At 49.7% G+C, this 23,645-nt stretch carries 19 protein-coding genes; 8 read left to right on the top strand and 11 right to left on the bottom strand.

What is annotated here, in order from left to right; genetic code table 11:
- Positions 1-121 precede the first annotated feature (121 nt).
- The gene (radC, locus tag MKQ68_RS00660; RefSeq protein ID WP_264281657.1) at positions 122-841 is read left to right on the top strand and encodes a RadC family protein; all 720 of its coding nucleotides are present in this window, start codon (positions 122-124) and stop codon (positions 839-841) included.
- A 394-nt stretch (positions 842-1,235) separates the two neighbouring features.
- Positions 1,236-2,219 carry a Gfo/Idh/MocA family protein gene (locus tag MKQ68_RS00655; RefSeq protein ID WP_264281656.1) on the top strand — a complete coding sequence of 328 codons (984 nt, stop codon included), beginning with the start codon at positions 1,236-1,238 and terminating at the stop codon, positions 2,217-2,219.
- 265 nt (positions 2,220-2,484) lie between these two features.
- On the opposite strand, the gene MKQ68_RS00650 is transcribed toward MKQ68_RS00655, so the two are convergent.
- The 4 genes from MKQ68_RS00650 to MKQ68_RS00635 all read right to left on the bottom strand — a co-directional run bounded on the left by MKQ68_RS00650 (position 2,485) and on the right by MKQ68_RS00635 (position 6,859).
- Positions 2,485-3,162: a 2-C-methyl-D-erythritol 4-phosphate cytidylyltransferase gene (locus tag MKQ68_RS00650; protein WP_264281655.1), complete on the bottom strand. Its 678-nt coding sequence runs from the start codon at positions 3,160-3,162 to the stop codon at positions 2,485-2,487.
- Positions 3,163-3,226: 64 nt separating this feature from the next.
- Positions 3,227-4,276 carry a tRNA preQ1(34) S-adenosylmethionine ribosyltransferase-isomerase QueA gene (queA, locus tag MKQ68_RS00645; protein WP_264281654.1) on the bottom strand — a complete coding sequence of 350 codons (1,050 nt, stop codon included), beginning with the start codon at positions 4,274-4,276 and terminating at the stop codon, positions 3,227-3,229.
- 64 nt (positions 4,277-4,340) lie between these two features.
- Positions 4,341-6,089: an ABC transporter ATP-binding protein gene (locus MKQ68_RS00640; protein WP_264281653.1), complete on the bottom strand. Its 1,749-nt coding sequence runs from the start codon at positions 6,087-6,089 to the stop codon at positions 4,341-4,343.
- Positions 6,089-6,859 (bottom strand): AMP nucleosidase, encoded by a 771-nt coding sequence (locus MKQ68_RS00635; protein ID WP_264281652.1) that lies wholly within the window; start codon positions 6,857-6,859, stop codon positions 6,089-6,091. The genes MKQ68_RS00640 and MKQ68_RS00635 overlap by 1 nt, the downstream gene beginning before the upstream one ends.
- A gap of 63 nt (positions 6,860-6,922) precedes the next feature.
- Between MKQ68_RS00635 and MKQ68_RS00630 the strand changes: the two genes are divergently transcribed.
- Positions 6,923-7,366: a type I restriction enzyme HsdR N-terminal domain-containing protein gene (locus tag MKQ68_RS00630; protein ID WP_264281651.1), complete on the top strand. Its 444-nt coding sequence runs from the start codon at positions 6,923-6,925 to the stop codon at positions 7,364-7,366.
- A 194-nt stretch (positions 7,367-7,560) separates the two neighbouring features.
- Here MKQ68_RS00630 and MKQ68_RS00625 read toward each other — a convergent pair whose 3' ends face one another.
- The 5 genes from MKQ68_RS00625 to MKQ68_RS00605 form a co-directional block, all read right to left on the bottom strand.
- The gene (locus MKQ68_RS00625; RefSeq protein ID WP_285892324.1) at positions 7,561-12,285 is read right to left on the bottom strand and encodes a PKD domain-containing protein; all 4,725 of its coding nucleotides are present in this window, start codon (positions 12,283-12,285) and stop codon (positions 7,561-7,563) included.
- Positions 12,286-12,866: 581 nt separating this feature from the next.
- Entirely contained in the window at positions 12,867-14,306 is a 1,440-nt protein-coding gene (locus MKQ68_RS00620; RefSeq protein ID WP_264281650.1) for a Glu/Leu/Phe/Val family dehydrogenase, read from the bottom strand.
- Between the two features lie 39 nt (positions 14,307-14,345).
- Positions 14,346-14,576, bottom strand: a complete 231-nt coding sequence (locus MKQ68_RS00615) for a CcmD family protein (protein ID WP_264281649.1) — start codon at positions 14,574-14,576, stop codon at positions 14,346-14,348.
- Entirely contained in the window at positions 14,569-15,234 is a 666-nt protein-coding gene (locus MKQ68_RS00610) for a cytochrome c biogenesis protein (RefSeq protein ID WP_264281648.1), read from the bottom strand. Before MKQ68_RS00610 ends, MKQ68_RS00615 begins: the two co-directional genes overlap by 8 nt.
- Before the next feature lie 179 nt (positions 15,235-15,413).
- Entirely contained in the window at positions 15,414-16,076 is a 663-nt protein-coding gene (locus tag MKQ68_RS00605) for a heme exporter protein CcmB (RefSeq protein ID WP_244837402.1), read from the bottom strand.
- Between the two features lie 59 nt (positions 16,077-16,135).
- On the opposite strand from MKQ68_RS00605, the gene accC reads away from it, so the two are divergent.
- Positions 16,136-17,611, top strand: coding sequence for an acetyl-CoA carboxylase biotin carboxylase subunit (accC, locus tag MKQ68_RS00600; protein ID WP_264281647.1), 1,476 nt, complete (start codon positions 16,136-16,138; stop codon positions 17,609-17,611).
- A gap of 71 nt (positions 17,612-17,682) precedes the next feature.
- Positions 17,683-18,228, top strand: a complete 546-nt coding sequence (locus MKQ68_RS00595; protein ID WP_264281646.1) for a GtrA family protein — start codon at positions 17,683-17,685, stop codon at positions 18,226-18,228.
- On the opposite strand, the gene MKQ68_RS00590 is transcribed toward MKQ68_RS00595, so the two are convergent.
- Positions 18,210-18,779, bottom strand: a complete 570-nt coding sequence (locus MKQ68_RS00590; protein ID WP_264281645.1) for a thymidine kinase — start codon at positions 18,777-18,779, stop codon at positions 18,210-18,212. The two genes, MKQ68_RS00595 and MKQ68_RS00590, sit on opposite strands and share 19 nt — an antisense overlap.
- A gap of 92 nt (positions 18,780-18,871) precedes the next feature.
- Between MKQ68_RS00590 and MKQ68_RS00585 the strand changes: the two genes are divergently transcribed.
- On the top strand, positions 18,872-19,729 hold the full coding sequence (locus MKQ68_RS00585; protein WP_264281644.1) for a DUF8457 domain-containing protein: 858 nt from the start codon (positions 18,872-18,874) through the stop codon (positions 19,727-19,729).
- Positions 19,730-19,785: 56 nt separating this feature from the next.
- Here MKQ68_RS00585 and MKQ68_RS00580 read toward each other — a convergent pair whose 3' ends face one another.
- The gene (locus tag MKQ68_RS00580; RefSeq protein WP_264281643.1) at positions 19,786-21,063 is read right to left on the bottom strand and encodes a 3-deoxy-D-manno-octulosonic acid transferase; all 1,278 of its coding nucleotides are present in this window, start codon (positions 21,061-21,063) and stop codon (positions 19,786-19,788) included.
- A 133-nt stretch (positions 21,064-21,196) separates the two neighbouring features.
- On the opposite strand from MKQ68_RS00580, the gene MKQ68_RS00575 reads away from it, so the two are divergent.
- Positions 21,197-22,324, top strand: a complete 1,128-nt coding sequence (locus MKQ68_RS00575) for a DegT/DnrJ/EryC1/StrS family aminotransferase (protein ID WP_264281642.1) — start codon at positions 21,197-21,199, stop codon at positions 22,322-22,324.
- A 7-nt stretch (positions 22,325-22,331) separates the two neighbouring features.
- Positions 22,332-23,642: a UDP-glucose dehydrogenase family protein gene (locus tag MKQ68_RS00570; RefSeq protein WP_264281641.1), complete on the top strand. Its 1,311-nt coding sequence runs from the start codon at positions 22,332-22,334 to the stop codon at positions 23,640-23,642.
- The last annotated feature ends 3 nt before the right edge of the window (positions 23,643-23,645 follow it).

Genomic DNA, 23,645 nt, shown 5'->3' with positions numbered 1-23,645 from the left:
AAGAAGTTGCGAAATTATGACTTTTCGGGGCATCTCGCGTAATTTTTTTATACGGTAAAAGGTTACGGGAGATTTGCTAATTTCTTTAGCAAGATGTATATTTGGATAAATTGATGAATGTATGATTGTTAACCGACCAAAGAAGTCCCCGAAAGCACCAAAAGCCCCAATTAAAAACTGGGCAATCAACGACAGGCCAAGAGAAAAACTACTGTCCCAGGGCGCGCAGGTTTTAAGTGATGCCGAACTACTCGCTATTTTACTGGGTAGTGGCAGTACCGATAAATCAGCCGTAGAATTAGGGCGTGAGCTCATGCAACTGGCCAGTAATAACCTTCACGAACTGGGGCAAAAAGACATTAAGGTATTTAGAAAAATAAAAGGCATTGGAGATGCACGCGCTGTCGCTATTGCTGCCGCCCTCGAACTTGGGCGGCGCCGCAGTGCGAGCGAGCTTCCAGTACAGCCTGCGCTTACCTGCAGCCAGGATGCCATTAAAATCTTACGGCCGCTCATCGGCGATCAGCATACCGAGCACCTGTATGTGCTTTTCCTCAACCGGGGTAATAAACTGATCCACTACACCTGCATCAGCCACGGGGGCACGGCCAGCACCGTCGTAGATCCCAAAGTAATATTTGAGCAGGCGCTGTTGCAAAAAGCCAGTCGCATTATGCTCGGGCATAACCATCCCTCAGGCAATATGCGGCCCAGTCATTCCGACATTGCCATTACTAACAAAATAAAAGCCGCCGGCGAAATGCTCGAAATCGAATTACTCGACCATATCATTCTTACCGACGAAAGTTATTTCAGCTTCTGCGAAAACGGCTTGTTGTAATCGGTTGAAGAAGCAACAGAGGGGTGAGCCACCGTTGCCAACGTCGGGGTAGCTGTTGACCATGCTCTTCGTGGGGCCGCGGATTCACGAGCGTCGCGTAAGTTGCGGCTTACAGCACTCCCACCGTTTGTGAGGCGGGCAGCTATTCTCCTGAGCCACGCATTCGCTGGCGTCCCGTAAGTTGCAGCTTACAGCACTCCCGGCTGTTTTGAGGTTACGCACATATGTGCGTAACTCGTATTGCGACCCTGAAAGTCGTTTCCAATATCGTTTTGCAAGCATCGAAGATGGAATTATATTCCTGTGTAATATATTTTTCTTTCTTGTTTAAGTAGAACACCATTAATTTGCAAACTATTATTTTATCGTATCCACGAATTTCAAATCAAAATCAATGACAACGCTCAAAATCGGCTTGTTTGGCGTAGGGCACTTAGGCAAAATCCACCTGTCACAACTCTCAACGATGTTAAACGTGGAAGTGGCGGGATTCTTTGACCCCAGCGACGCAAACGCAGCCGGCGTACATGAACTTTACCCAAACCTCCGTCGTTACGAAAGCGCCGAAGAGCTGATCATGGCTGTGGATGCCATCGACATCGTTGCGCCTACCACCCTGCACTTTGAGCTTTGCCAGATGGCGATCCGGAATGGTAAACACGTGTTCGTGGAAAAACCCATGACCAACACCATCGATGAGGGCAAAACACTGGTGAAACTGGTGGAAGAAGCCAATATCAAATTCCAGGTGGGCCATGTGGAGCGTTTCAACCCTGCCTTCCTTGCGCTCAGAGAATACGACCTGAAACCAATGTTTATCGAAGTACATCGCCTGGCCGAGTTTAATCCGCGCGGCACCGACGTAAGCGTGATCCTCGACCTGATGATCCACGACATCGACATTGTACTAAGCATTGTGAAATCCTCTATCAGCCGCATCTCCGCAAGTGGTGTAGCCGTAATGAGCGATACCCCCGACATCGCCAACGTGCGTATCGAGTTCCATAATGGCTGCGTGGCAAATCTTACGTCCAGCCGCATCTCCCTGAAAAAAATGCGCAAAATGCGCCTGTTCCAGAAAGATGCCTACATCGGCATTGACTTCCTGGACAAAAAGACGGAAATCATTAAATTGAAAACGCCGGAAGATGAAGGCCTGTTCACGCTGGATATCGAAACCAATTCAGGCAGAAAAACGATCGCAATCGAAAACCCGGAAATTAAACAATCGAACGCGATCCGCATGGAACTGGAGCTTTTCCGCGATGCTATTTTACAAAACAAACCCGTGCACGTAAATGTGATCGATGGTTTCCAGGCGGTGGAAGTAGCGCACCAGATCCTGCAGAAGATCGGGAGGGGACAAACAGAGAATTAATCGTATTGCAAATATGGATAGGAAGCGGCGCTGAATGGTGCCGCTTTTTTCGTCCGGCGCCGCCGAGACAGTCATTATGTCTTACAGGAGATCGGCGATTAACCAACGGAGAACTAATCGTATTGCAAATATGGGTAGGAAGCGGCGCTGAATGGTGCCGCTTTTTTTGTCCGGCGCCGCCGAGACAGTCATTATGTCTTACAGGAGATCGGCAAAGGACAAACAGAGAATTAATCGGTGCAAATATGGATAAATGCCGCTTTTTTTAATCCAGTAACGCCCCCGCAATCACCAAGTCCTCAGGACGGGTGATTTTAAGATTACGCTCCTCGCCCGCTACCAAATGCACTTTGTGCCCGAGCCGCTCTACCACCGTCGCTTCATCGGTGAACAAGGGATCATAAGGCAAATCGAATGCGGGCAACAACACTTCTGATAAAAACGTTTGCGGCGTTTGTATGATCTTGAACCTGGAACGGTCGGCGGCTACATTACCGTCGGCGTGTACTTCGCGAATGCTATCTTTCAGATCGATAGCCGGGATAGCGCTGCCGTGCTGTAAAGCCGCTTCGTAGCAACGATTGATTAAAGCTGTAGACACCAACGGACGAACACCATCATGCACAAACACAACAGACGGGCCGGCAATGGTAGCCAATCCGTTCTTCACGGAATGAAACCGGGTTTCGCCACCGGCAATCACGGTAAGCTGCGGAAAGTGTTCCGACAACCGCATTGCTTTTTCTGCATAACCACGATGCGCATCTGGCAACACCAATACGACGCGCATATCTTCATAAGCATGATAAAAAGCCATGATAGTATGTTGCAGCACGGGCTTACCCGCCAGCTCCAGGAACTGTTTAGGGAGCGAGGTGCCCATACGCTGGCCGGAACCGCCGGCTACAATAATGGCTATTTTCTGATGAGATGCAGTTGTCATATGGCGAATATCGGGATAAAAAAAGTCCCGCAGGTGCGGGACTTTCTCAAAAAACATAAGTTTATTAAAGGATCAGCATGGCATCGCCGTAGCTGAAGAAACGGTATTTTTCTTTGATCGCCTGCTGGTAAGCTTCCATCACCAGGTCGTAACCGGCAAAGGCGCAAACCATGATCAGGAGGCTGGTCTTAGGTAGGTGGAAGTTAGTCACCAATGCGTTCGGAATAGCGAAATCGTAAGGCGGGTGAATGAAAGTGTTGGTCCAACCCTCTGCTGCTTTCAGGTGGTCCTGTGCAGTGGTAGAGGATTCAACGGCACGAACGGTAGTAGTACCGATCGCACAAACCTTGCGGCTTTCTTCTTTCGCTTTGTTCACGATTTTTACAGCATACTCATCGATGTGGAAGTATTCCGCATCCATTTTATGCTTGCTAAGGTCTTCTACTTCGATGGGACGGAAAGTGCCCAAACCTGTATGAAGGGTTACTTCTGCGAACTTAACACCTTTGATCTCCAGGCGTTTGATCAGCTCGCGGCTGAAGTGCAAACCTGCAGTCGGAGCAGCCACAGCACCTTCGTACTTAGCGTAAACGGTCTGGTAGCGCTCTTTATCTTCTTCTTCGGGTTTACGTTTGATATACTTTGGAAGTGGTGTTTCGCCCAGGCTGTCCAGCACTTGCTTAAACTCTTCGTCGTTACCTTCGAACAGGAAGCGGATAGTACGGCCACGGGAAGTAGTGTTGTCGATCACCTCTGCTACCAGCGATTCGTCATCTCCAAAATACAATTTGTTACCTACCCTGATCTTTCTTGCGGGATCAACGATCACATCCCAAAGACGGTTTTGTTTGTTCAACTCACGTAACAGGAACACTTCGATTTTTGCACCGGTCTTCTCTTTGCGGCCATATAACCTTGCAGGGAATACTTTGGTGTTGTTCACAACCATCACGTCTTTATCGCTAAAGTAGTTGATGATGTCTTTAAAAAGCTTGTGTTCGATTTTGCCTGTTGCGCGGTTTACGACCATCAGACGAGACTCGTCTCTTGTTTTGGATGGGTGCTGTGCGATCAGATTTAAAGGGAGGTCGAATTTGAACTGTGATAGTTTCATATTACGGTATGAATGAATTTTAAGTGGGCGAAGGTACGTATAATATTAACACGAGCAAAAAATATCAGGAAGTCATCCCGGGGATGGACGCGATCAGCTTTTGGGTATAGGGCGATCGTGGTGACCGGTACACCTGTTCCGCCTCCCCTATCTCCTCCAGCTTACCCTTGTTCATCACCATCATACGGTCGCTCATAAAGTTAACGACCGACAGGTTGTGGGAGATAAAGATGTACGTGAAATTGAACTCCTCGCGCAGCTCCATCAGCAGGTTTAACACCTGCGCCTGGATGCTCACATCCAATGCAGACACGGATTCGTCGCAAATAATAAACTCCGGATGCAGCGCCAGCGTACGGGCAATCACCACCCTTTGTCGCTGGCCGCCAGAGAACTCATGCGGGTAACGGTTAAAATGCTCGGGCCGCAGTTGCACCTTGTCCAGCAGGTTCAGCACCTGCTCACGACGGTCGCGGTCGTTGCCATGCAAACCATGCACCTGCATAGGCTCCAGTATCGCCTGTCCCACGGTGAGGCGGGGATTAAGCGAGGAATAAGGGTCCTGGAAGATGATTTGTATGTTCCGGCGGGCATCGCGCATGTCGGCGGCCGACAGGTCACATAGATTCTTACCCCGGTACAAGATGCTGCCGGCGGTCGGCTCCACCAACCGCAGCAAGCTGCGACTGAGGGTGGTTTTACCGCAACCAGACTCGCCTACCAGGCCGAGGGTTTCCCCCTCTTTTACGTCAAAACTTACATCATCGACTGCTTTGGCCCAGGCTTCCACCTTGCCGAATATATTTTTCTTAACGGGAAACCAGGTTTTCAGCCCTTTCACTTCCAGTAACGGCGGGCTTTGTCGTAACTCCTGCAAACGTTCCTGCTGCGCCTCATGGTCCAGCACGAGCGATCGTACAAACGCCGGCACGTCCGTCGCCTTTTCGGTAATAGCACCGTTGGGCCCTATTTCCATGAAGTCGCGGATCATCGGCAGGCGGCGCAGGCGATAGTCAAGCGGGGGGCGACAGGCCAATAAACCTTTCGTATAGGGATGTTGCGGGTGATAAAACACGTCGTTTACCGCCCCCTGTTCTACGATATTTCCTTTATACATCACCGTTACCCGGTCGGCCAGTTCGGCGATCACGCCCAGGTCGTGGGTAATGAACACAACGCTCATGTCCATCTCCGCCTGCAATTCTTTGAGCAGTTCGAGGATAGTCTTTTGCACGGTTACGTCTAGCGCGGTTGTGGGTTCGTCCGCAATGAGCAGCCGGGGTTTACAGCTGATCGCCATGGCAATCATCACCCGTTGTTTTTGCCCGCCCGACAACTCGTGCGGGTAACGTGACCATATTTGTTCCGGGGCAGGTAATTTAACTTTTTGAAAGAGAGCAATCGTTTGGGCCTTCGCCTCGCGGGCAGAAACTTTCTTATGCAGGCGAATGGCTTCTGCCACCTGGGAGCCGCAGGTAAACAGCGGGTTAAGGGAAGTCATCGGCTCCTGGAAGATCATCGCGATCTCATCCCCACGAAAGCGGCGCATCTCGTTTTCAGGTACCGCTAACAGATCGACGGGCGTTGCACCGCCATGCCAGGTGATGCTGCCGCCGGATATACGTCCTGGTGTTTGAATCAGCCGCATTAAGGTAAGCGCGGTGACCGATTTGCCGGAGCCACTTTCGCCTACGATGCCCAGTATTTCACCCTTATTGATGGTAAGCGAAATGCCATTAACAGCGGTTACCGTACCGGTTTCGCCGGAAAAATCCACGCGCAGGTCGTTAATAACAGCTAAGGGTGCAGGCATTAAAAGAGGAGATGCTTAACGGTAATGTGATTGTTGATCAGGTTATTGAGCGATTCGATGCCGATCTTAAGATGGCGCTCTACGTATTCCTTTGTCACTTTTTTATCGCTTTCTTCAGTCTTCACACCTTCAGGGATCATGGGCTGATCGGATACGAGCAACAGCGCACCGGTAGGGATCTTGTTATAAAAACCTACAGAAAAGATGGTAGCCGTTTCCATATCAATGGCCATAGCCCTGATGCGTTCCAGGTACTTCTTAAACTCCAGGTCGTGTTCCCACACCCGGCGGTTGGTGCTGTAACAGGTGCCTGTCCAGTAATCACAACCGTATTCGCGAATGGTGGTCGATATTGCTTTCTGCAAGGCGAACGCGGGTAAAGCCGGCACTTCCGGAGGGAAGTAGTCGTTAGAAGTACCCTCGCCGCGAATGGCTGCAATGGGCAGAATCAGGTCGCCGATGTTACTCTTCTTCTTTAAGCCGCCGCATTTACCGAGGAACAATACCGCTTTGGGCGATATAGCGCTCAGCAGGTCCATTACCGTAGCGGCGCCAGGACTGCCCATTCCAAAGTTAATGAGGGTAATATCGTTTGCGGTAACTGATTGCATGGGACGATCACTGCCTACGATCGGGGCATTGTTCCATTTCGCGAACAATTCAACATAGTTGCTGAAATTAGTGAGCAGGATATGCGAGCCGAAGTCTTCGAGTTTCTGTCCGGTGTAGCGTGGGAGCCAGTTAGCTACAATTTCTTCTTTTGTCTTCATAGCTTTTGACAAGTAAATATAAGGTTTTTTGCCGAATAAGGTCTGGTTGCCTAGTTTTGCGGCATGATCGCCATCCAATTTCCTCCGCCGGACTTTAAGATCGTTACTGAAGGCGGCAATCAGCTTATTTTTGATGCGTACCGCAAGCGTTACGTAGTGCTAACGCCGGAGGAGTGGGTGCGTCAGAACTTCCTCAACTTCCTGTCGAAGATAAAAAGCTATCCGCCTTCGCTGATGGGGGTGGAAAAAGAGATTTTTCTCGGGGAGATGAAAAAGCGTTGCGACATTATTGTGTACAACCGCAACAGCAAACCCTGGATGATCGTAGAATGCAAGGAGATGGACGTGCCCCTTAATTTGGCAGTACTGGAGCAGATCGTGCGTTATAACATGGCGCTGCCCGTCTCCTACCTGGTCATCACGAACGGCACAAATACGTTTTGCTGTAAACTGAAAGGCGCACATGACGTGCCGGAGTTTGTAGCGGATCTGCCTGTTTTCGAATAAAAACAGAGGGGACTGTCGCAAAAGTAATTCGGGTACCTGATGGAGAGATTTTTCGTTTACACGATTCTCATAACCATCAAACTACTTTTGGGACACTCCCCGCTTTTTATTCGGGTTAGCTGCTTGAAATTATCAGCGATTTTTGATCCGATTTTTTTATAGATAATTGGCAGCATCTGCTTTACATTGGCAATTTATCGCACCAGCATGATAAATCCTTTATACTCGAACAACGTATTTTCTTCACATTCTGCTTCGATAAAATATAAGTAAGAACCGGCTGCGGCCTTCTTCCCCTGGAAGGTCCCATCCCAGCCCACACTCCTGTCATTCACCTGGAAGCCACGCCGCTCGTACATCAGATTACCCCAACGATTATAAATGCGCATAGAACGTATCTCGCGAATACCACTACCCAATGGGAAGAAGCGGTCATTTTTACCGTCGGCGTTCGGCGAGAACCCGGTTGGAATAAATACCGCACCCTGGTTACACACAAGCTTCACGTCCACCTCATCCTGCGCTTTACAACCGTAAGCATTTTCTACCGTGATCGTATAGGTGGTCGATTTGTTAAGGAGCGCCTGCGGGTTGGGACAATCGTTACAACTCAGGTAGCGGTCGGGCACCCAGGTGAGGCGCACCACATCGCCGCTTATGATGGGCGAAAGGGTGATGGCCGCGCCACCCGGAGTGATGCGATCCATCCCGGCATCCACGGTGGGCGCTGGTTCTACGGTAACTGATATCTCGTTTTCATCACTGAAGCAACCTTCCTTATCGTAACCAACTACCTTATAGGTATACACGCCGGTAACGGTCGGCATTGAAACAGGTGCGGCAATGTTCGGATTATTGAGCGCATCGCCCGTCCATACGTAAGTATCAGCACCACTGGCCTGCAACTGCAGCGGATCGCCCAGGCAAAAATTACTGATCGGCGCAATGTCGACCGTAAGCGGACGCACTACACGTATGTTCACCTCGTCTGTATTTTCACAACCTTTCGCGTCCACCACTTTCACGGTGTATGTAGTGGTATATTCCGGACTGGCAGTTGGAGAGGCAGATGACGCGTTGTTCAGCGAAGCGGCATTATCCCATTGATACAACACACCACCTTCTGAAGTTAACGCGGTGCTTTCGCCTAAACAGATCGTCGGGGCGGATGCGGCAGCTTTCGGGATCGGCAAGGGCCAGATGTTGATCGTATGATTCGCAGTGTCAGAACAACCATTATCGTTATTGGCGATGAGTTGAACATCGAAACTGCCCGCATGATTAAACTGCTGCGCCTTCGGCGTAGCCAATGTACTGCTGCCGCTGCCATCGAAATCCCACTTCCATTTCGTGGTAGCCGCATCTCCCTTCACCAGGTCATAATCGAATAATACTTCCGATTTAGCGCAGGCTTCCAGCGGACCGGTAATACCAATGATCGGCTTTTCAGCCACCTTCAGTACCTGGGAAACCGTTTGTTCGCAGCCGTATTGGGTGAGTACGTGCAGCTTGATTTCCGGGTTACCCAGTTTATTAGCATACACGCTGGGCGTTTTCGTGTCTTCATCACTCATAGTGAAACCGTCGCCTACCGTCCAGGTGTATACGCCTGGTTCGTTGCGGTCGTCGATGGAGAAGCTGTTGTAAGCCACTTCGAGATTAAACAAACCACTGTCACAAACGACGAGCGGCATGGTTTTCAGCTTCAGGTCAAGTTTATCGATCACGATCGGCTCGTCGAGGAAGGCTACTCCTTTACAGGCAGATCCATCTCCCATGATCAGGCGTGGATTATAAATGCCAGCGTTTTTGAAGGTATGCGAAATCGTTTTGTCTTTCGCCTCAATTACCTGGCCGTCTGTAAAGTCCCACGAGTAACTGGTTACGTTATCGGCTTCTACCTTAAAGGTGATTTCTTTTGTTAAACAACCACCATTCGCGGAGGCACTGATCGTTCCCTTTGGACCTTTGAACTCGATGATCTCTATCTTTTCATCCGTATTATCAGCCTCTCCGACTACCGACAGCTTTACTTTATATACACCGGCATAAGTGTAAGTATGCGATGGATTCAGGATCCTCGAACTGCTGCCATCTCCAAAATCCCAAAGGATCGTTTTGGCGTTCACGGATTTGTTGGTGAACTGCACCGTTACTGGCGGACAGGCATCTGGCTTATCCAACGTATAAGAAAAATCAGCGCTTACATCCGATACTTTGATCACTTTTTTGATCGTATCGGTACAACCCAATGCATCCTTCACAGTAAGAATGATCGTGTACGTTCCTTTGGTGGCATACTTTTTCGTGCCCGGGTACATGAGGGCAGACGTAGTACCGTCGCCAAAATCCCACTTGTAGGTTTGCGGGCCGGTGCTTAACCAGGTTTCGGTATTGTTATAAATATTGAAGTCGATACCAGGACCAATCAACGTCGGCGCCGTGAAATCCGCATTCGGTCCCACGATCGTTACCTGGCGCGATTCGTAATAGGAATGATAACAACCTTTTTCGTCCGTTACCTTTAAGCCTACCGTATAATAAGCTGCGCGATCGTAGGCATGGCTGAAGGGCCCGTTCGTGGTATAAGTTTCTTCTTTCGAACCGTCACCATAGTTAAACGTCCAGGTTTTGAGCGGTGCGCTGAACTGCGTGTCCGACGCATCGGTAAAGTACATCGGCGTGCCGTGACAAACGGTGGTCGATGGGAAATTGAATTTCGCAGTGGGGCCGGTTACGTCTACCGTTACTTCGTTCGACACGTCCAGGCAGCCTAATGGGTTATAAGACTGCACTTTAAAGGAGGCTTTACCCGGCGTGAGATTGCTATACGTATTCGTAGTCGAGCTGGCGGACCAGTTGGCGTACATACCGTTGTAAAACCAGTCGTAATAGGAGTGAATTGTATTATCGTTCACCGTCGTTTTTACCAACACCGTTTCGTTACGGCAAAGCGTACTTTTTTCTGACGCGATCGTGATCGGACTTACATCGATCACTCTCACATTTTGTTCGCGCGAGCTGGTGCAGGTGCCGTCGGTAACGGTGATTCTAACGGTGTATAAACCGCTTTTATCATACAGATGCGTGATTTGCCTGGGCGCAACACCTGCGTATACTTCCGTTTTCCCATCTCCAAAATCCCAGGTGGTGGTGGTAGACCCTACGGAGTTATCGGTGATGTTTACACGCAGCCTGTCACTACAGTCAACCGGATGAACAACGAACTTCGGATACGGCGCCGTTACGGTAATCTTTTTCGTCACCGTATTAAAACAGGTTTCGTTGTATACCGTTAGCGTTACATAAAAATCAGCCGGCCCGTCCTCAAAAGCATGCAGGGGATTGCGGTCATTTAAGGTAATAAACCCATCGCCCCAGGCCCAGGTACGACTGGTATGCGGCAATGGCGTAAGGTCATTGAACTGCGCTGCATTGTAACCGCAAACAGATGTGGGCGCGGTAAAATCTGGTTTTGGCTTCTTATAAATGTTGATGTTATTAGGTATCACCACCGTACCTTCACAACCGTCTTTTGTTTTGTATTTCAGCGATACGGGATAACTGCCCGCTGTGGGATACACGTGGTTAGGCCGCGCATCTGTAGACACCGGCGAGCCGTCCCCAAAGTTCCATTCATAACTTACCAACTCATCTCCATAAGTATAAAACGATACCTCCGCACCTTCGCAATAACCAAAGTCATTGGTGTTATAGTAAATAAACACTTCTGGTTCTGATATATTGATGTAGCGGCCCACTGTAGTAGAGCATCCGTCGGCGTTCGTAACCGTGAGAGATGGATAAAAGAAACCTTCGCTTTTATATGTGAAAGACGGACTGGCTTCTGTAGATGTTAAACCCGTCCCGGACGTCCACGACCATTTGGTAGCGCCCGGCGTTTTATCCGTGAACTTCACGTCGATCGGCAGCGTGCAGTAAGGCTTATCCTCTATATCAAAAGCCGCCGCAGGTATGGGCTTCACGTCAATCTCTTTTGTCACTTTAGCTTCGCAGGTGCCGAACATAGCGCTGAGCGTTACGGTGTGTTTGCCTACGCTGTACATGGTCGTATACAAATTCGAAGCATACCCCACCTGATAATTATCTACATACCACACAAACGACGATGGCGTTGGGTCGGTAGTTGCGGTGGCGGACAATATAGCGTTCTGACAAATGTTGGCCGGCAGGGTGAAGTCTGCACTAAAATTAGCAACGTTGATAGGTGTCGCCGACGTTTTAGAGGCCTTACAACCGATGGAGTTACTCACATCCAGCTTCACGGCATAAGTGCCCTTAGTTTGGTACACGTGATTGGCCGGTTGCGCCTGATCGCCCGTTGTGCCGTCTCCGAAATCCCAAGCATACACTACATCGGCACCGATGGTGGATAAGTTGGTGAGCGGCACAGTGGCTGGTGCGGCACACAAATACGTATTGGGAACACTGAAATCGGCCACTAGTTTAGGCGATACCGTAAGTGCGTTAGGCACTGTTTTCGTGTTGGAACAACCGTGGTTATTCTTAACGGTGAGGCTCACCGTATAGGTCTGCGCAAAAGTATAGGTATGAGCGGGAGATGCCCCGATGCCGGGTGCGCCGTCCCCAAAATCCCAGGCATAGCTGCTGATGCTGCCGTCGCCCGCTGAGGATTTGTCAGTAGCAAATTTTACCGCTACCGGCAAACACCCTTTATTATTGTCGAGGGTGAAGTCGGCTACCGGATTTTTATAAACCGTAACATAGGCTGTTTTCACTTCATCGTCAGTACCGGCAGCACCTTTCGCGGTGAGTTTGATGGTATAAGTGCCTGGCGTCGTGTAACTGGCGCTCGGATTGAGCTCTGTGGAGGTAGCCCCGTTACCGAGGTCCCAGGTGTAGGACGTGGCGCCGGTGGACTGGTTCTTAAACTTCACGATTAAAGGCGAACACCCACTGGCAGGGCCATCGGTGGTGAATGCGGCCGTCACCTGGGCAGATGCGGCGACCGTCGAACATAAAGCCAGTATAACCAAACAACACCATCTGCCAAACGGAGAAAAAAGGGTCGGGATAGATTTCACAGTGATTCGGGATAAAATGTCGTCAAAAATAACACTTAGTCTTCATATGATAATTTTATTAACATAATGGAAGCCGTTAATATTATGTTATTGCAGAGGATGGTATTGAGTCACAAGCGCTTAGCTGCGGCGATGAATATTGAGAGACGAAGAACTGAAGTTTCCAGGTGGGGCAAGGATATGAAACGCCGGTGGCCTTGAGGCGGATGGCTAATTTCCGCGTGAAGAGCAATAAATATGGAATGGCATCGGGAAATCGAAGGGCTAACGATCCAGTGAACGGGCAAGTAGAACACGTAAGACGAAGAGCGAACGTTCTGGGTAGAGCCAGCGATAGAACATGGAATGGCACTGGGCAAGCCGAGAGCAGGTTTGCATCATCATAAAAAAGGCCGGCACAATGGCCGGCCCCTGTAAACGATATACAGTAAATATCAAGGGAAGATACCCAGTGACTCGTACGCAACGCCTACTTTGTTGATGGCGCATACATACGCGGCGGTCCGCATATCTTTGATGTCTTTATTTTGATTCATCACGTCGCGAACTTCGTGCAATGCAGCGATCATAGTCTCTTCCAGGCCGGAATATACCAGGTCTACCTCATCGGCACCGTGAGCGATGAACTTACGTTCCTGCTCGTTCACTTTCCTGCCGGTCATCTCTTCAATAACGCTCAGGATGTGGATGTTCATATTTTCGTCGAAGCGTTTGCCCAGGCGGCCGTAACGAACGTGGCTCAGGTTTTTCAACCATTCGAAGTAAGATACGGTTACACCACCGGCGTTCAGGAACATGTCCGGAACAACGATCACTCCTTTTGCGTTCAGGATTTCGTCGGCTTCAGGCGTCAGCGGGCCATTAGCGGCTTCACCGATGATTTTTGCCTTGATGCGGTCGGCGTTGCCACCGTGGATCACGTTTTCCAGCGCAGCGGGGATGAGGATGTCGCAATCCTGCTCCAGGCCATCGGTATTTTTCGCCAGGTTTTGTGCACCCGGGAAGTTAACGATAGAACCGGTGTCGTTGCGGTGTTTCAGCACCTCGTCAGGATTAAGCCCCTGCTCGTTGTAGATAGCACCGTCCCACTCGATCAGGCAAACAACTTTTGCGCCTGCTTCGTGGAAGTATTTCGCAGCATGGTAACCTACGTTACCCATACCCTGTACGATTACTTTTTTACCTTCCAGGCCTGGGGTCAGACCTAACTTCTCCATGTCTTCTTTTACGTTGCACAGCTCGCGCAGACCGTAGAATACACCGAGGCCGGTGGCTTCTTTACGGCCACGAACGCCGCCGAGTGCAACAGGTTTACCGGTAACGCAACCAGCACCGTCAATTTCGCCGGGGCGAAGGCTCGTGTAAGTGTCCAGTATCCAGCTCATTTCCCTTTCGCCTGTACCGTAGTCAGGGGCAGGTACGTCAACGCCGGGGCCGATAAAGTTTTTCTTTACCAGTTCCGCAGTATAACGGCGGGTGATGCTTTCCAGCTGGAACGGGGTGTAGTGACGGGGATTGATTTTGATGCCTCCTTTAGCGCCGCCGAACGGAACGTTCACGATGGCACATTTGTAAGTCATCAAAGCTGCCAGGGCCATTACTTCGTCCTGGTTTACTTCATCGCTGAAGCGGATACCACCTTTACAAGGCAGTTTGTGGTGAGAGTGTTGTACGCGGTAGGCTTCGATTACTTCAATCCGGTTGCCTTCCATCCTAACGGGGAATTTCATGCGGTATACCGCATTGCACGCCTTAATCTGCTCCAGGATGCCCTTTTCCCATTTGGTGAACTTGGCAGCCTTGTCGAAACTTTCTTCTACGCTCTTAAAAAAGCTGTAGTGAGCTTCCTGCACGGGTGCTGTAGCTGTTGCCATAAAAAATTGTTTAAGGTATTGTTTTGGTTATCTCGATGGTTATTTTTCCTGTTCCAGTTTGTTGAGCTTGCGCTCGAGTCTTACCAGGTATAACAAAATTCCAATGAAAATGATTACCAACACGCCGATCACTACATTGATCTTGCCATTGGAACGCATCATTTCATTGAATGCGCCGGTTTCTGTGTTTTGCTGTTGAGCGAAAGCTACGGTACTCATCAGCAGGGAAAATATTGTCAGGATAAAAAAGGAGAATGTTCTATTACGCATGTATAATCTTTTTAAGCGCGAGTTTTCTGAATCTAACGCGGAGTGTGGCCAGCCACACGCTGAACAACGCCCATCCGATCATGGCAGGATAAAATATACGCATCATGGTGCCTTCGGTATCTGCAGCTTTAAAACCAGGACTGCTGGTGCTGCCCGGATGCAATGAGTCCACCATTCTCGGAATAATATAAGTCAGCGGTATCAACAGCGCGAAAGCAAATACGTTGAAGATCGCCGATACGCGTGCCCGTTTGTCAATATCATGAAAGGAGGAGCGTAATACGAGGTAGGCCAGGTAAATCAGTAAGGCCAGTGCGGTGCTGATCTGTTTCGGATCATCGGTAATGGTACCGCCCCAGGTATAAGTCGCCCACAGTGAACCAGTGGCAAATCCCATCAACCCAAATAATACGCCTACACTGCCTGCACTCGATGCCCAGATATCTTTCCTAAGATCATTGCTGGCCAGGTACATAATGGAAGCCACCAACGAGATCGTGAACTGTGTATACATGGCAATCCACATGGGTACATGATAAAACAGGTTACGCGATGTTTCCTCGTTATTCGCGATGATCGGGATCTTTACACTCAATCCTACGATGATCGTGTAAAGAATGATGATAACGCTTAAAATTTTCCACCAATGTTTTGCCATTATTCCGATGCTAAATGTGGGGGCAAACCTACACGTTTTATAGGTAACCGCAAAGACTTTCGGCGATTTTCGCAATCATGCAAAAGGGATGGAGAATGTTAATTAAACATGCAGCCAAACGATAAGTTTATTGAAAAAGATAAAATGAAAGGGGTTAATTAGTAATACTTTAACACTTTTTACTCCTTCCAGAGATACGGAAAAAGGATTAATGCGAGCGCCACCACCAGTACATCCAATCCGGCCAAAAGCATGAACATCATCGGCAAACCTGGTTGCAGCACCGGTTCGAAGGCCGAACGGGAAATGCTGCCGAGCAACATCAGGAACGGCATAATGAGCGGAAAACCCATAATGGCCATCAGCGCGGCATTCTGACTGGCCTGGGCAGCAATAGCCGCCAACATGGTGAAAATCAACGAAAGACTGAGTCCGCCGAGTAATACCACGCCCACAAAGTAGTACGGAGAAACGATGGGATTGCCCAGCAACATCATACAACACACGAGCGACATAATACTCATGAATAACATGAGTATGGCATTATAGATCAGTTTCGCAATGATGAACTGGCGGGGATGTACCAGCGAATAGAAATATAAAAGCCGGCCACGACTCTCCTGCAAAAAGCTTTTGGCTACCGCATTCACACACACGAACAACTGCACTATCCAGAACAGGGCGTTCCAGATTTTATCTTCCGGCTTCATGATCATCAGATTGATCACGAAAACGGTGGCAAATATATAGAGTACGATACCGAAAAATGCATGCTTCTGGCGCCATTCGAGCACCAGGTCCTTCTTAACCAGGGTAATGATTTGTGAGATATATGTTTTCACGCGTGCAAAGGTAAAGCTAAATGGCAAATACCTTATCTTTATCCCTTTACTATTAAGCAATGAAGAAAATACTTGTCGCCAACAGAGGCGAAATCGCCCTCAGGATCATGCGCTCGGCCAAAGAAATGGGAATTGCCACGGTAGCCGTTTACTCCGAAGCAGACCGCGAAATGCCTTTTGTGCAATATGCAGACGAAGCAGTATGTATCGGTCCGGCACCCTCTAACCAATCGTACCTGGTGGCAGACAAGATCATTGCAGCAGCCAAACAAACCGGTGCAGACGGCATTCACCCAGGCTACGGTTTCTTAAGTGAAAATGCAGCTTTTTCCCAACTGGTGCAGGACGCAGGGCTCACTTTTATCGGCCCCTCTCCTTCCTCTATTGAGACGATGGGCAGTAAACTGGCCGCCAAACAGGCCGCCCAGCAGTTCGGCGTACCAATGGTGCCAGGTACCGAAACTCCTCTCCGCGACCTGGCAGAGGCGCGCGAAGTAGTAAAACGTACCGGCTTCCCTATCCTCATCAAAGCCTCCGCAGGCGGCGGCGGTAAAGGAATGCGCGTGGTAAACCAGGAATCGGAACTGGAAGAACAGATCGGCCTGGCGAAGAGCGAAGCAAAAAATGCCTTTGGCGACGACTCGGTTTTTATTGAGAAATATGTTGGCTCCCCGCGCCATATTGAAATACAGTTGCTGGGCGATAAACACGGCAACTATGTATACTTGTTCGAACGCGAGTGTAGTATTCAGCGCCGGCACCAGAAGCTCATCGAAGAAGCACCATCCAGCTGTCTTACCCCCGCCATCCGCGAAGCCATGGGCAAGTGTGCGGTCGATGTGGCCCGTGCCTGCGATTACTATGGCGCTGGTACCGTGGAGTTTTTGGTGGACGAGCAGCTGAATTTTTACTTCCTCGAAATGAATACCCGCCTGCAGGTAGAGCATCCGGTAACCGAAATGATCACTGGCCTCGACCTGGTAAAAGAACAAATTCATATCGCCCGTGGCGAAAAGCTCAGCTTTACACAGGCAGACCTGACCATTAACGGTCACGCCATCGAGCTGAGGATTTGTGCGGAAGATCCTGCCAACAACTTCCTGCCCGATACCGGCAGGCTCGAAACGTACATTCGTCCGCAGGGCAACAACGTACGCGTAGACGATGGTTACGAGCAGGGGATGGACATTCCTATCTATTATGATCCGATGATCTCCAAACTCATCGCCTGGGGCCAAACCCGCGAGGAAGCCCGCGAGCGCCTGATCCGTGCCATCAACGAATACCGGGTGAAAGGCATCCGTACCACGCTGCCTTTCGGCAAATGGGCGCTGCAACAACCGGCTTTCATTAACGGGCAGTTCGATACTAACTTCATCGGCACTTATTTTACGCCGCAGTCACTGCGGGCAGAAAACACCGAAGCCGCTAAAGCCGCTGCGGTGCTGGCCGTACAGTTATGGCAGAAGAGCGCCGCCGTACAACAACCTATCCCCCAGCCTTCTAACTGGAAGCTGCGCAGGAGTTTGCGTTAAAAAAGGATTAAAAAAATTATCGATCAGGGGCAACCGTGCGAAAAAGCAGCTAAATTTGCACCCGGATAACTATGCAACAGCTGATTCTAAATATCCTCCAATTCTTCCATAAGCCATTTGCGAAGAAACTCCCCTTCCAGACCTTCAAATACGTGGCCTGTGGAGGCGGTAATACATTGTTGGATATCGTTTTATATTATATCAGCTGGCATTACATTTTGCTGGAGCAGGAGGTAATTTACGCCGGCCCCTTCGCTATACAGGGCGCGATCGTGGCTTTCCTGATGGCTTTTGCGGTGACTTTCCCTACAGGCTTCCTGTTATCTAAATATATTACGTTTACGGAATCCAACCTGCGCGGCAGGGTACAGCTGATCCGTTACTTCCTGCTGGTCGCAGTTTGTATCGGTATGAACTGGGCTTTCCTTACCATTTTCGTGAAGTACTGCGGATTCTACCCCACCGTTTCTAAAATCCTGACCACCATCTTCGTGGTGTCGTTCAGTTATATTACGCAGAAGCGTTTTACATTCAAAGAACAACCTGTACCGATGTCCGAAGTACAGGCTGTTGATGCAGAAGCCGAACTGGCCGAAGATCAGTCGGCCAGGTTATAACATGACCTGCAACGGGGCTCGTACACATCTTTTTCTCCTAATACTACCTTTCCTTTATCGGCCGTTTTGCGGTAAGAATAATTAGCGATGTTGCCACATTTTACACAGATGGCGTGCAGTTTCGTGATATAATCCGCTTTCGCCAGTAAGTCGGGTATCGGGCCAAAGGGTTTACATTGGAAATCCATATCCAATCCCGCTACGATGACGCGGATGCCTTTCAGCGCCAGTTGTTCGCACACCTCCGGCAGTCCCGCATCAAAAAACTGCGCCTCGTCGATTCCTACCACGTCTACGCCCTGACCCAGCAGCAAAATCTGTTGCGAACTGTCTACAGGTGTGGAGAGAATTTTGTTCGTATCGTGCGACACAATGTTCGCTTCGTCATACCGTATATCTATTCCCGGTTTAAATATTTCAACCCCCAGGTTGGCAATCCTCGCCCGCTTTAAACGGCGTATCAGCTCTTCGGTTTTGCCCGAGAACATGGAGCCGCAAATCACTTCGATCCAACCGCTTTTTCTACCTGCCATCACCGGCTCAATAAACATATGATAGTATTTTGATCATCAGATAATTAGAAATTGGCTAACTTTATGCAAATAAAATAATTTTACCCATCAGCACGTTAAACAATTAACGCATGGAAAAAATTAATGCCTTAATTGATAAGTTACAGGAGTTAAAAAATGCACAGGCAAACCTGCAAACTATATCCTACTACTCTCAGTTGCTGCAGGCCGAAATATTACACCAACGTAATATTTTGCAAAGAGAGCGTGATTTAACCTCCGGCGCACACGGACACGTTGCGGTGATACTTCCCGTTCAACCTGCCGTGGTAGCAACTGTTGCCGCCGAAGAAAAACCTGCTCCCGCCCCCGCGGTACAAACCGTTGCAGCAGAAAAACCTGCTCCGGCCCCCGCTCCGCCACCAGCACATGAACCTTACATTCCGGCTACGCCGCAGATGATTCAGCCAACACCTCCTCCGCCTGTGGAAGAAGTACCGGCATTTCAGGACCGTCGCGAAAACGGCTATCACCCGGATCGTATACCCGCCAGGGCCCGTCAACCCGAGGAGCCCAAACGGCCTACGTTGTTCGACATGCCCGAAAAGCCGCAGCACAATAGCTACCACGAACCGGCAGCCAGTCTCCGCAAAGATATCAACGAACTGGTACATAAAACCAGGAACGGGGCTTCTTTGAATGATCAGTTGCGCCAGAGTAATGTGGAAGTTGGCCAGCGACTGGGCGAGATGGGCATCCAGGACCTCCGGACGGCCATCGGCATTAACGACCGCTTCCGTTTTATTGAGGAACTATTCCGGGGCGAGAAGAACATGTACGAGCGTTCCATCAAAACGATTAATGAGTGCACCTCGCTGCAGGAAGCTAATAACTGGATTGAGCGCGAACTTAAAATAAAGGAGGGCTGGCTGGACGATAATCCTTTGGTACAGCAGTTCTGCACCTTAGTGAAGAAACGTTTTTCCTGATAAATAATACCAGAGGGCCATGTATACATGGCCCTCTCTTTTATAACTATCCCTGTTCATCCTGGTAAGTCACGACTTTTCCAGTTGCCCTTTGTCTTGTTTATGAGGGTATACAACCATCCCTTCTTATCCAGGTAAGTCATGATCTTTCCCGTAGCCCCCTGGTTATCGCGGATGAAGCGACCGGCAATGGCAGCCTTTTCGGCGTAAACGGTTGGCTCGTCCAACAAGGCGACTGTCGCGGCAAAAGAGGCCTGATCCGCCACCGGAATAGCCCCACCTAACTCCACAAGCTGCACCGCCTCATAGTATTTCTCATAATTCGGCCCGATGATCACCGGTTTGCTGTAAGCCGCCGGCTCCAGGAGATTATGAATGCCCCCTTTGCCCAGGCCGCCGCCTACGTAAGCAATATTCCCGTAACGATACATCGCCGACAGCATGCCCACATTATTTATGATCAATACCTCTGCCGGCTGTGGATGCGCCGCAAACTCCGAATACTTAACCGCCCCGGGGAATTGTTGCAAAATTTTACTGATATGCCCCTCCGTAATCTCATGCGGCGCGATGATCAGCTGCCGACCGTTGCCGTTTTGTGTTAACCACCATTCTGCTAGCATGGATTCGTCAGCCTCCCAGGTACTGCCTGCCACCAACACATTCCTGTTCTCACCGCAAAACCGGGCGATAACCGGCAAGTCTGTCGGATGTTGCTGTAGGTGCCAAACCCGGTCAAAGCGGGTATCGCCGGAGAGCGTAACATTTTGTATTTCAATGCTTTTAAGCAACTCTACCGATTCCTGGTTCTGCACAAACAGGTGGTCCATCCCCTGCAATAAGCGACGGAACATGCTCCCCTGCGGCTTGAAAAACAATTGGTTAGGCCTGAAAATACCGGAAATGAGTATCGTTGGCACCTTGCTTCGCGAAAGCTCGGCCAGGTAATGGTACCAAAACTCATATTTTATGAAGATGGCAGCTGCTGGCTGCAAGGTCGCGACGAAACGACGGGCATTGGCTGCGGTATCTAGTGGTAAATAACAAACTACGTCTGCCCCCGGATAGTTTTTGCGCACCTCGTATCCCGAAGGGGAAAAGAAAGTGAGTACGATCTTTTTGTCAGGGTATTGTGCCCTCACGGCCTCCAGCACGGGCCTGCCCTGCTCAAACTCGCCCAGGGAGGCGGCATGTACCCATACTACGCCTGTCGCTCCGTTCAGCGTAGCCAACTCGTCCCAAACGGGCTTTCGCCCCGCAATCCACTTCTTCGCTTTCGGATTACCTGCCAGGGAAGCGATGCCTACCCCCAACCGGTACAACCCGATTCCCATATTATAAATAATTACCGATAATCCCACGAAATTGTCACTTTATAGGATAAATTGAATATCTCACAAAGATAATCGCCTGCCTATCTCAATTTTTGTAAATTTGCGAGCTTAAAAAATAAAAATATATATCCAGATGGTTCCTATTCAGATGGTGGATCTCAAACGCCAGTATGCGAAAATAAAGTCAGAAGTAGATGTTGCGATCACAGAAGTACTGGAAAGTTCCGCATATATCAATGGTGGACCCGTTCAACAATTTTCGCAGGACCTGCAGAAATACCTGGATGTAAAACACGTCATCCCCTGCGCCAACGGCACCGATGCGCTCCAGATAGCCATGATGGCCCTGGGCCTGCAACCGGGCGACGAGGTAATTACCGCTTCCTTTACTTTTATCGCCACTGCTGAAGTAATCGCCCTCCTGAACCTGAAACCAGTGTTCGTGGACGTTGATCCTAAGACTTACTGCCTGGACGCCACGAAGTTGGAAGCGGCCATCACACCTAAAACCAAAGCCATCGTTCCGGTGCACCTGTACGGCCATGTAGCTGATATGGAAGCCATTATGGAAGTGGCCGCGAAACATAACATACCTGTTATTGAAGATAATGCCCAGGCCATTGGTGCCGACTATACCTATAAGGATGGCACTAAGAAGAAAGCGGGCGGTATCGGCCATATTGGCTGCACCTCCTTCTTCCCATCCAAAAACCTGGGTTGCTATGGCGACGGCGGCGCGATCTTTACCAACGACGACGCCCTGGCTGCACAAATCAGGATGGTAGCCAACCACGGTCAGAGTGCCCGTTACTACCACGACGTAGTGGGTGTTAACTCCCGCCTCGACACCATCCAGGCGGCCGTACTGAAAATTAAACTGCCCCTGCTGGACCAGTACATCACCGCCCGCAGGGCAGTCGCCGACGCTTACGATAAAGCTTTTGCCGACGTTCCGCAAATCGTTACACCTTACCGCGCTCCGTACAGCTACCACGTATTTCACCAATACACCCTTCAGCTGGAAGGCGCCGACAGGAACAAACTGCAAACATACCTGCAGGAACGTAACGTGCCAGCCATGATATATTATCCCGTACCTGCACACCGCCAGAAAATGTTCGCTTCTTTCGGAAGTAGTGAGTTTGATTTACCGGTTACAGATACGCTTACAGGCAAGGTAATATCCCTGCCCATTCACACAGAGATGGACGAGGACCAGCTGCAGCACATCATTGAATCAGTTAAATCATTCTTAAAATAGACCCCGCATGAAAATTACAGTAGTAGGCACCGGCTACGTAGGATTGGTATCCGGAACCTGTTTTGCCGAAACAGGTAACAACGTCACTTGTGTAGACATCGACGTAAACAAAGTAAAAAAGCTCTCCAACGGCGAAGTAACTATTTACGAACCCGGACTGGAGAAATTGTTCGAGCGTAACCTGAAAGAAGGCCGCCTCCACTTCACCACCGACCTGGAAGAAGGTATTGCAGACGCCAAAGTGATTTTCCTGGCACTGCCTACGCCTCCCGGTGAAGACGGCTCCGCCGACCTTTCCTACATCCTGGGAGTTGCCGATAAACTTGGTAAAATCCTGAAAGATTACAAGGTGATCGTGGACAAGAGCACCGTACCAGTAGGTACTGCCGAAAAAGTAACTGCTGCTATCGCTAAACACGCGAAAGTGGAGTTTGATGTCGTGTCTAACCCCGAGTTCCTGCGCGAAGGTGTAGCGGTGGAAGACTTCATGAAACCCGACCGCGTAGTGATCGGTACTTCTTCCGAACGCGCCCGCAAAATCATGGGCGACCTGTACGCTCCGTATGTACGTCAGGGTAATCCGGTTATTTATATGGATGAGAAATCAGCCGAACTGACCAAGTACGCTGCTAACTCTTTCCTCGCCACTAAGATCTCTTTCATGAACGAGATCGCCATCCTTTGCGAAAAGCTGGGTGCTGATGTGGATATGGTACGCCGCGGCATTGGGAGCGACGATCGTATCGGCAAACGCTTCCTGTTCCCCGGTATCGGTTACGGCGGCAGCTGTTTCCCGAAAGACGTACAGGCACTGGTGAAATCATCTGAAGAAGTGGCCTACGACTTCCGCATCCTCAACGCGGTAATGGACGTGAATGAGAAACAAAAGCTGTTCCTCATGCCGAAGATCTTCAACTACTTTAATAACGACCTGAAAGGTAAACACTTCGCGCTGTGGGGACTGGCCTTTAAGCCTAACACCGACGATATCCGCGAAGCGCCAGCCTTGTACCTCATCGACGAACTGACCAAAGCCGGTGCTACCGTTAGCGTTTTTGATCCGGAAGCGATGAATAACGTGAAAGGTGTAGTAGGTGATAAAGTGACTTACGCCGAACATCAGTACGAGTGCCTGGATAACGCCGATGCACTGATTATCGCTACCGAATGGAGCGTGTTCAGAACGCCGGATTTTGACCAGATCAGCGGTACGCTTAAAAACAAAGTGATCTTCGACGGCAGGAACCTCTTCGAAGTTTCCCGTATGAAAGAACTCGGTTTCCATTACGAAAGTGTTGGCCGCCTGGCTGCCAAATAAACC

Source organism: Chitinophaga horti (assembly GCF_022867795.2).
In the GTDB taxonomy this organism is placed as follows: domain Bacteria; phylum Bacteroidota; class Bacteroidia; order Chitinophagales; family Chitinophagaceae; genus Chitinophaga; species Chitinophaga horti.
This window is presented reverse-complemented; position numbering and strand designations above follow the sequence as displayed.

Coding starts and splice junctions, on each gene's coding strand:
- MKQ68_RS00620 (WP_264281650.1), bottom strand. CDS start 14,306: ATGGCAACAGCTACAGCACCCGTGCAGGAAGCTCACTACAGCTTTTTT.
- accC (WP_264281647.1), top strand. CDS start 16,136: ATGAAGAAAATACTTGTCGCCAACAGAGGCGAAATCGCCCTCAGGATC.
- MKQ68_RS00575 (WP_264281642.1), top strand. CDS start 21,197: ATGGTTCCTATTCAGATGGTGGATCTCAAACGCCAGTATGCGAAAATA.
- MKQ68_RS00630 (WP_264281651.1), top strand. CDS start 6,923: ATGATCGCCATCCAATTTCCTCCGCCGGACTTTAAGATCGTTACTGAA.
- MKQ68_RS00610 (WP_264281648.1), bottom strand. CDS start 15,234: ATGGCAAAACATTGGTGGAAAATTTTAAGCGTTATCATCATTCTTTAC.
- radC (WP_264281657.1), top strand. CDS start 122: ATGATTGTTAACCGACCAAAGAAGTCCCCGAAAGCACCAAAAGCCCCA.
- MKQ68_RS00635 (WP_264281652.1), bottom strand. CDS start 6,859: ATGAAGACAAAAGAAGAAATTGTAGCTAACTGGCTCCCACGCTACACC.
- MKQ68_RS00595 (WP_264281646.1), top strand. CDS start 17,683: ATGCAACAGCTGATTCTAAATATCCTCCAATTCTTCCATAAGCCATTT.
- MKQ68_RS00570 (WP_264281641.1), top strand. CDS start 22,332: ATGAAAATTACAGTAGTAGGCACCGGCTACGTAGGATTGGTATCCGGA.
- MKQ68_RS00580 (WP_264281643.1), bottom strand. CDS start 21,063: ATGGGAATCGGGTTGTACCGGTTGGGGGTAGGCATCGCTTCCCTGGCA.
- MKQ68_RS00585 (WP_264281644.1), top strand. CDS start 18,872: ATGGAAAAAATTAATGCCTTAATTGATAAGTTACAGGAGTTAAAAAAT.
- MKQ68_RS00640 (WP_264281653.1), bottom strand. CDS start 6,089: ATGCCTGCACCCTTAGCTGTTATTAACGACCTGCGCGTGGATTTTTCC.
- MKQ68_RS00590 (WP_264281645.1), bottom strand. CDS start 18,779: ATGTTTATTGAGCCGGTGATGGCAGGTAGAAAAAGCGGTTGGATCGAA.
- MKQ68_RS00650 (WP_264281655.1), bottom strand. CDS start 3,162: ATGACAACTGCATCTCATCAGAAAATAGCCATTATTGTAGCCGGCGGT.
- MKQ68_RS00655 (WP_264281656.1), top strand. CDS start 1,236: ATGACAACGCTCAAAATCGGCTTGTTTGGCGTAGGGCACTTAGGCAAA.
- queA (WP_264281654.1), bottom strand. CDS start 4,276: ATGAAACTATCACAGTTCAAATTCGACCTCCCTTTAAATCTGATCGCA.
- MKQ68_RS00615 (WP_264281649.1), bottom strand. CDS start 14,576: ATGCGTAATAGAACATTCTCCTTTTTTATCCTGACAATATTTTCCCTG.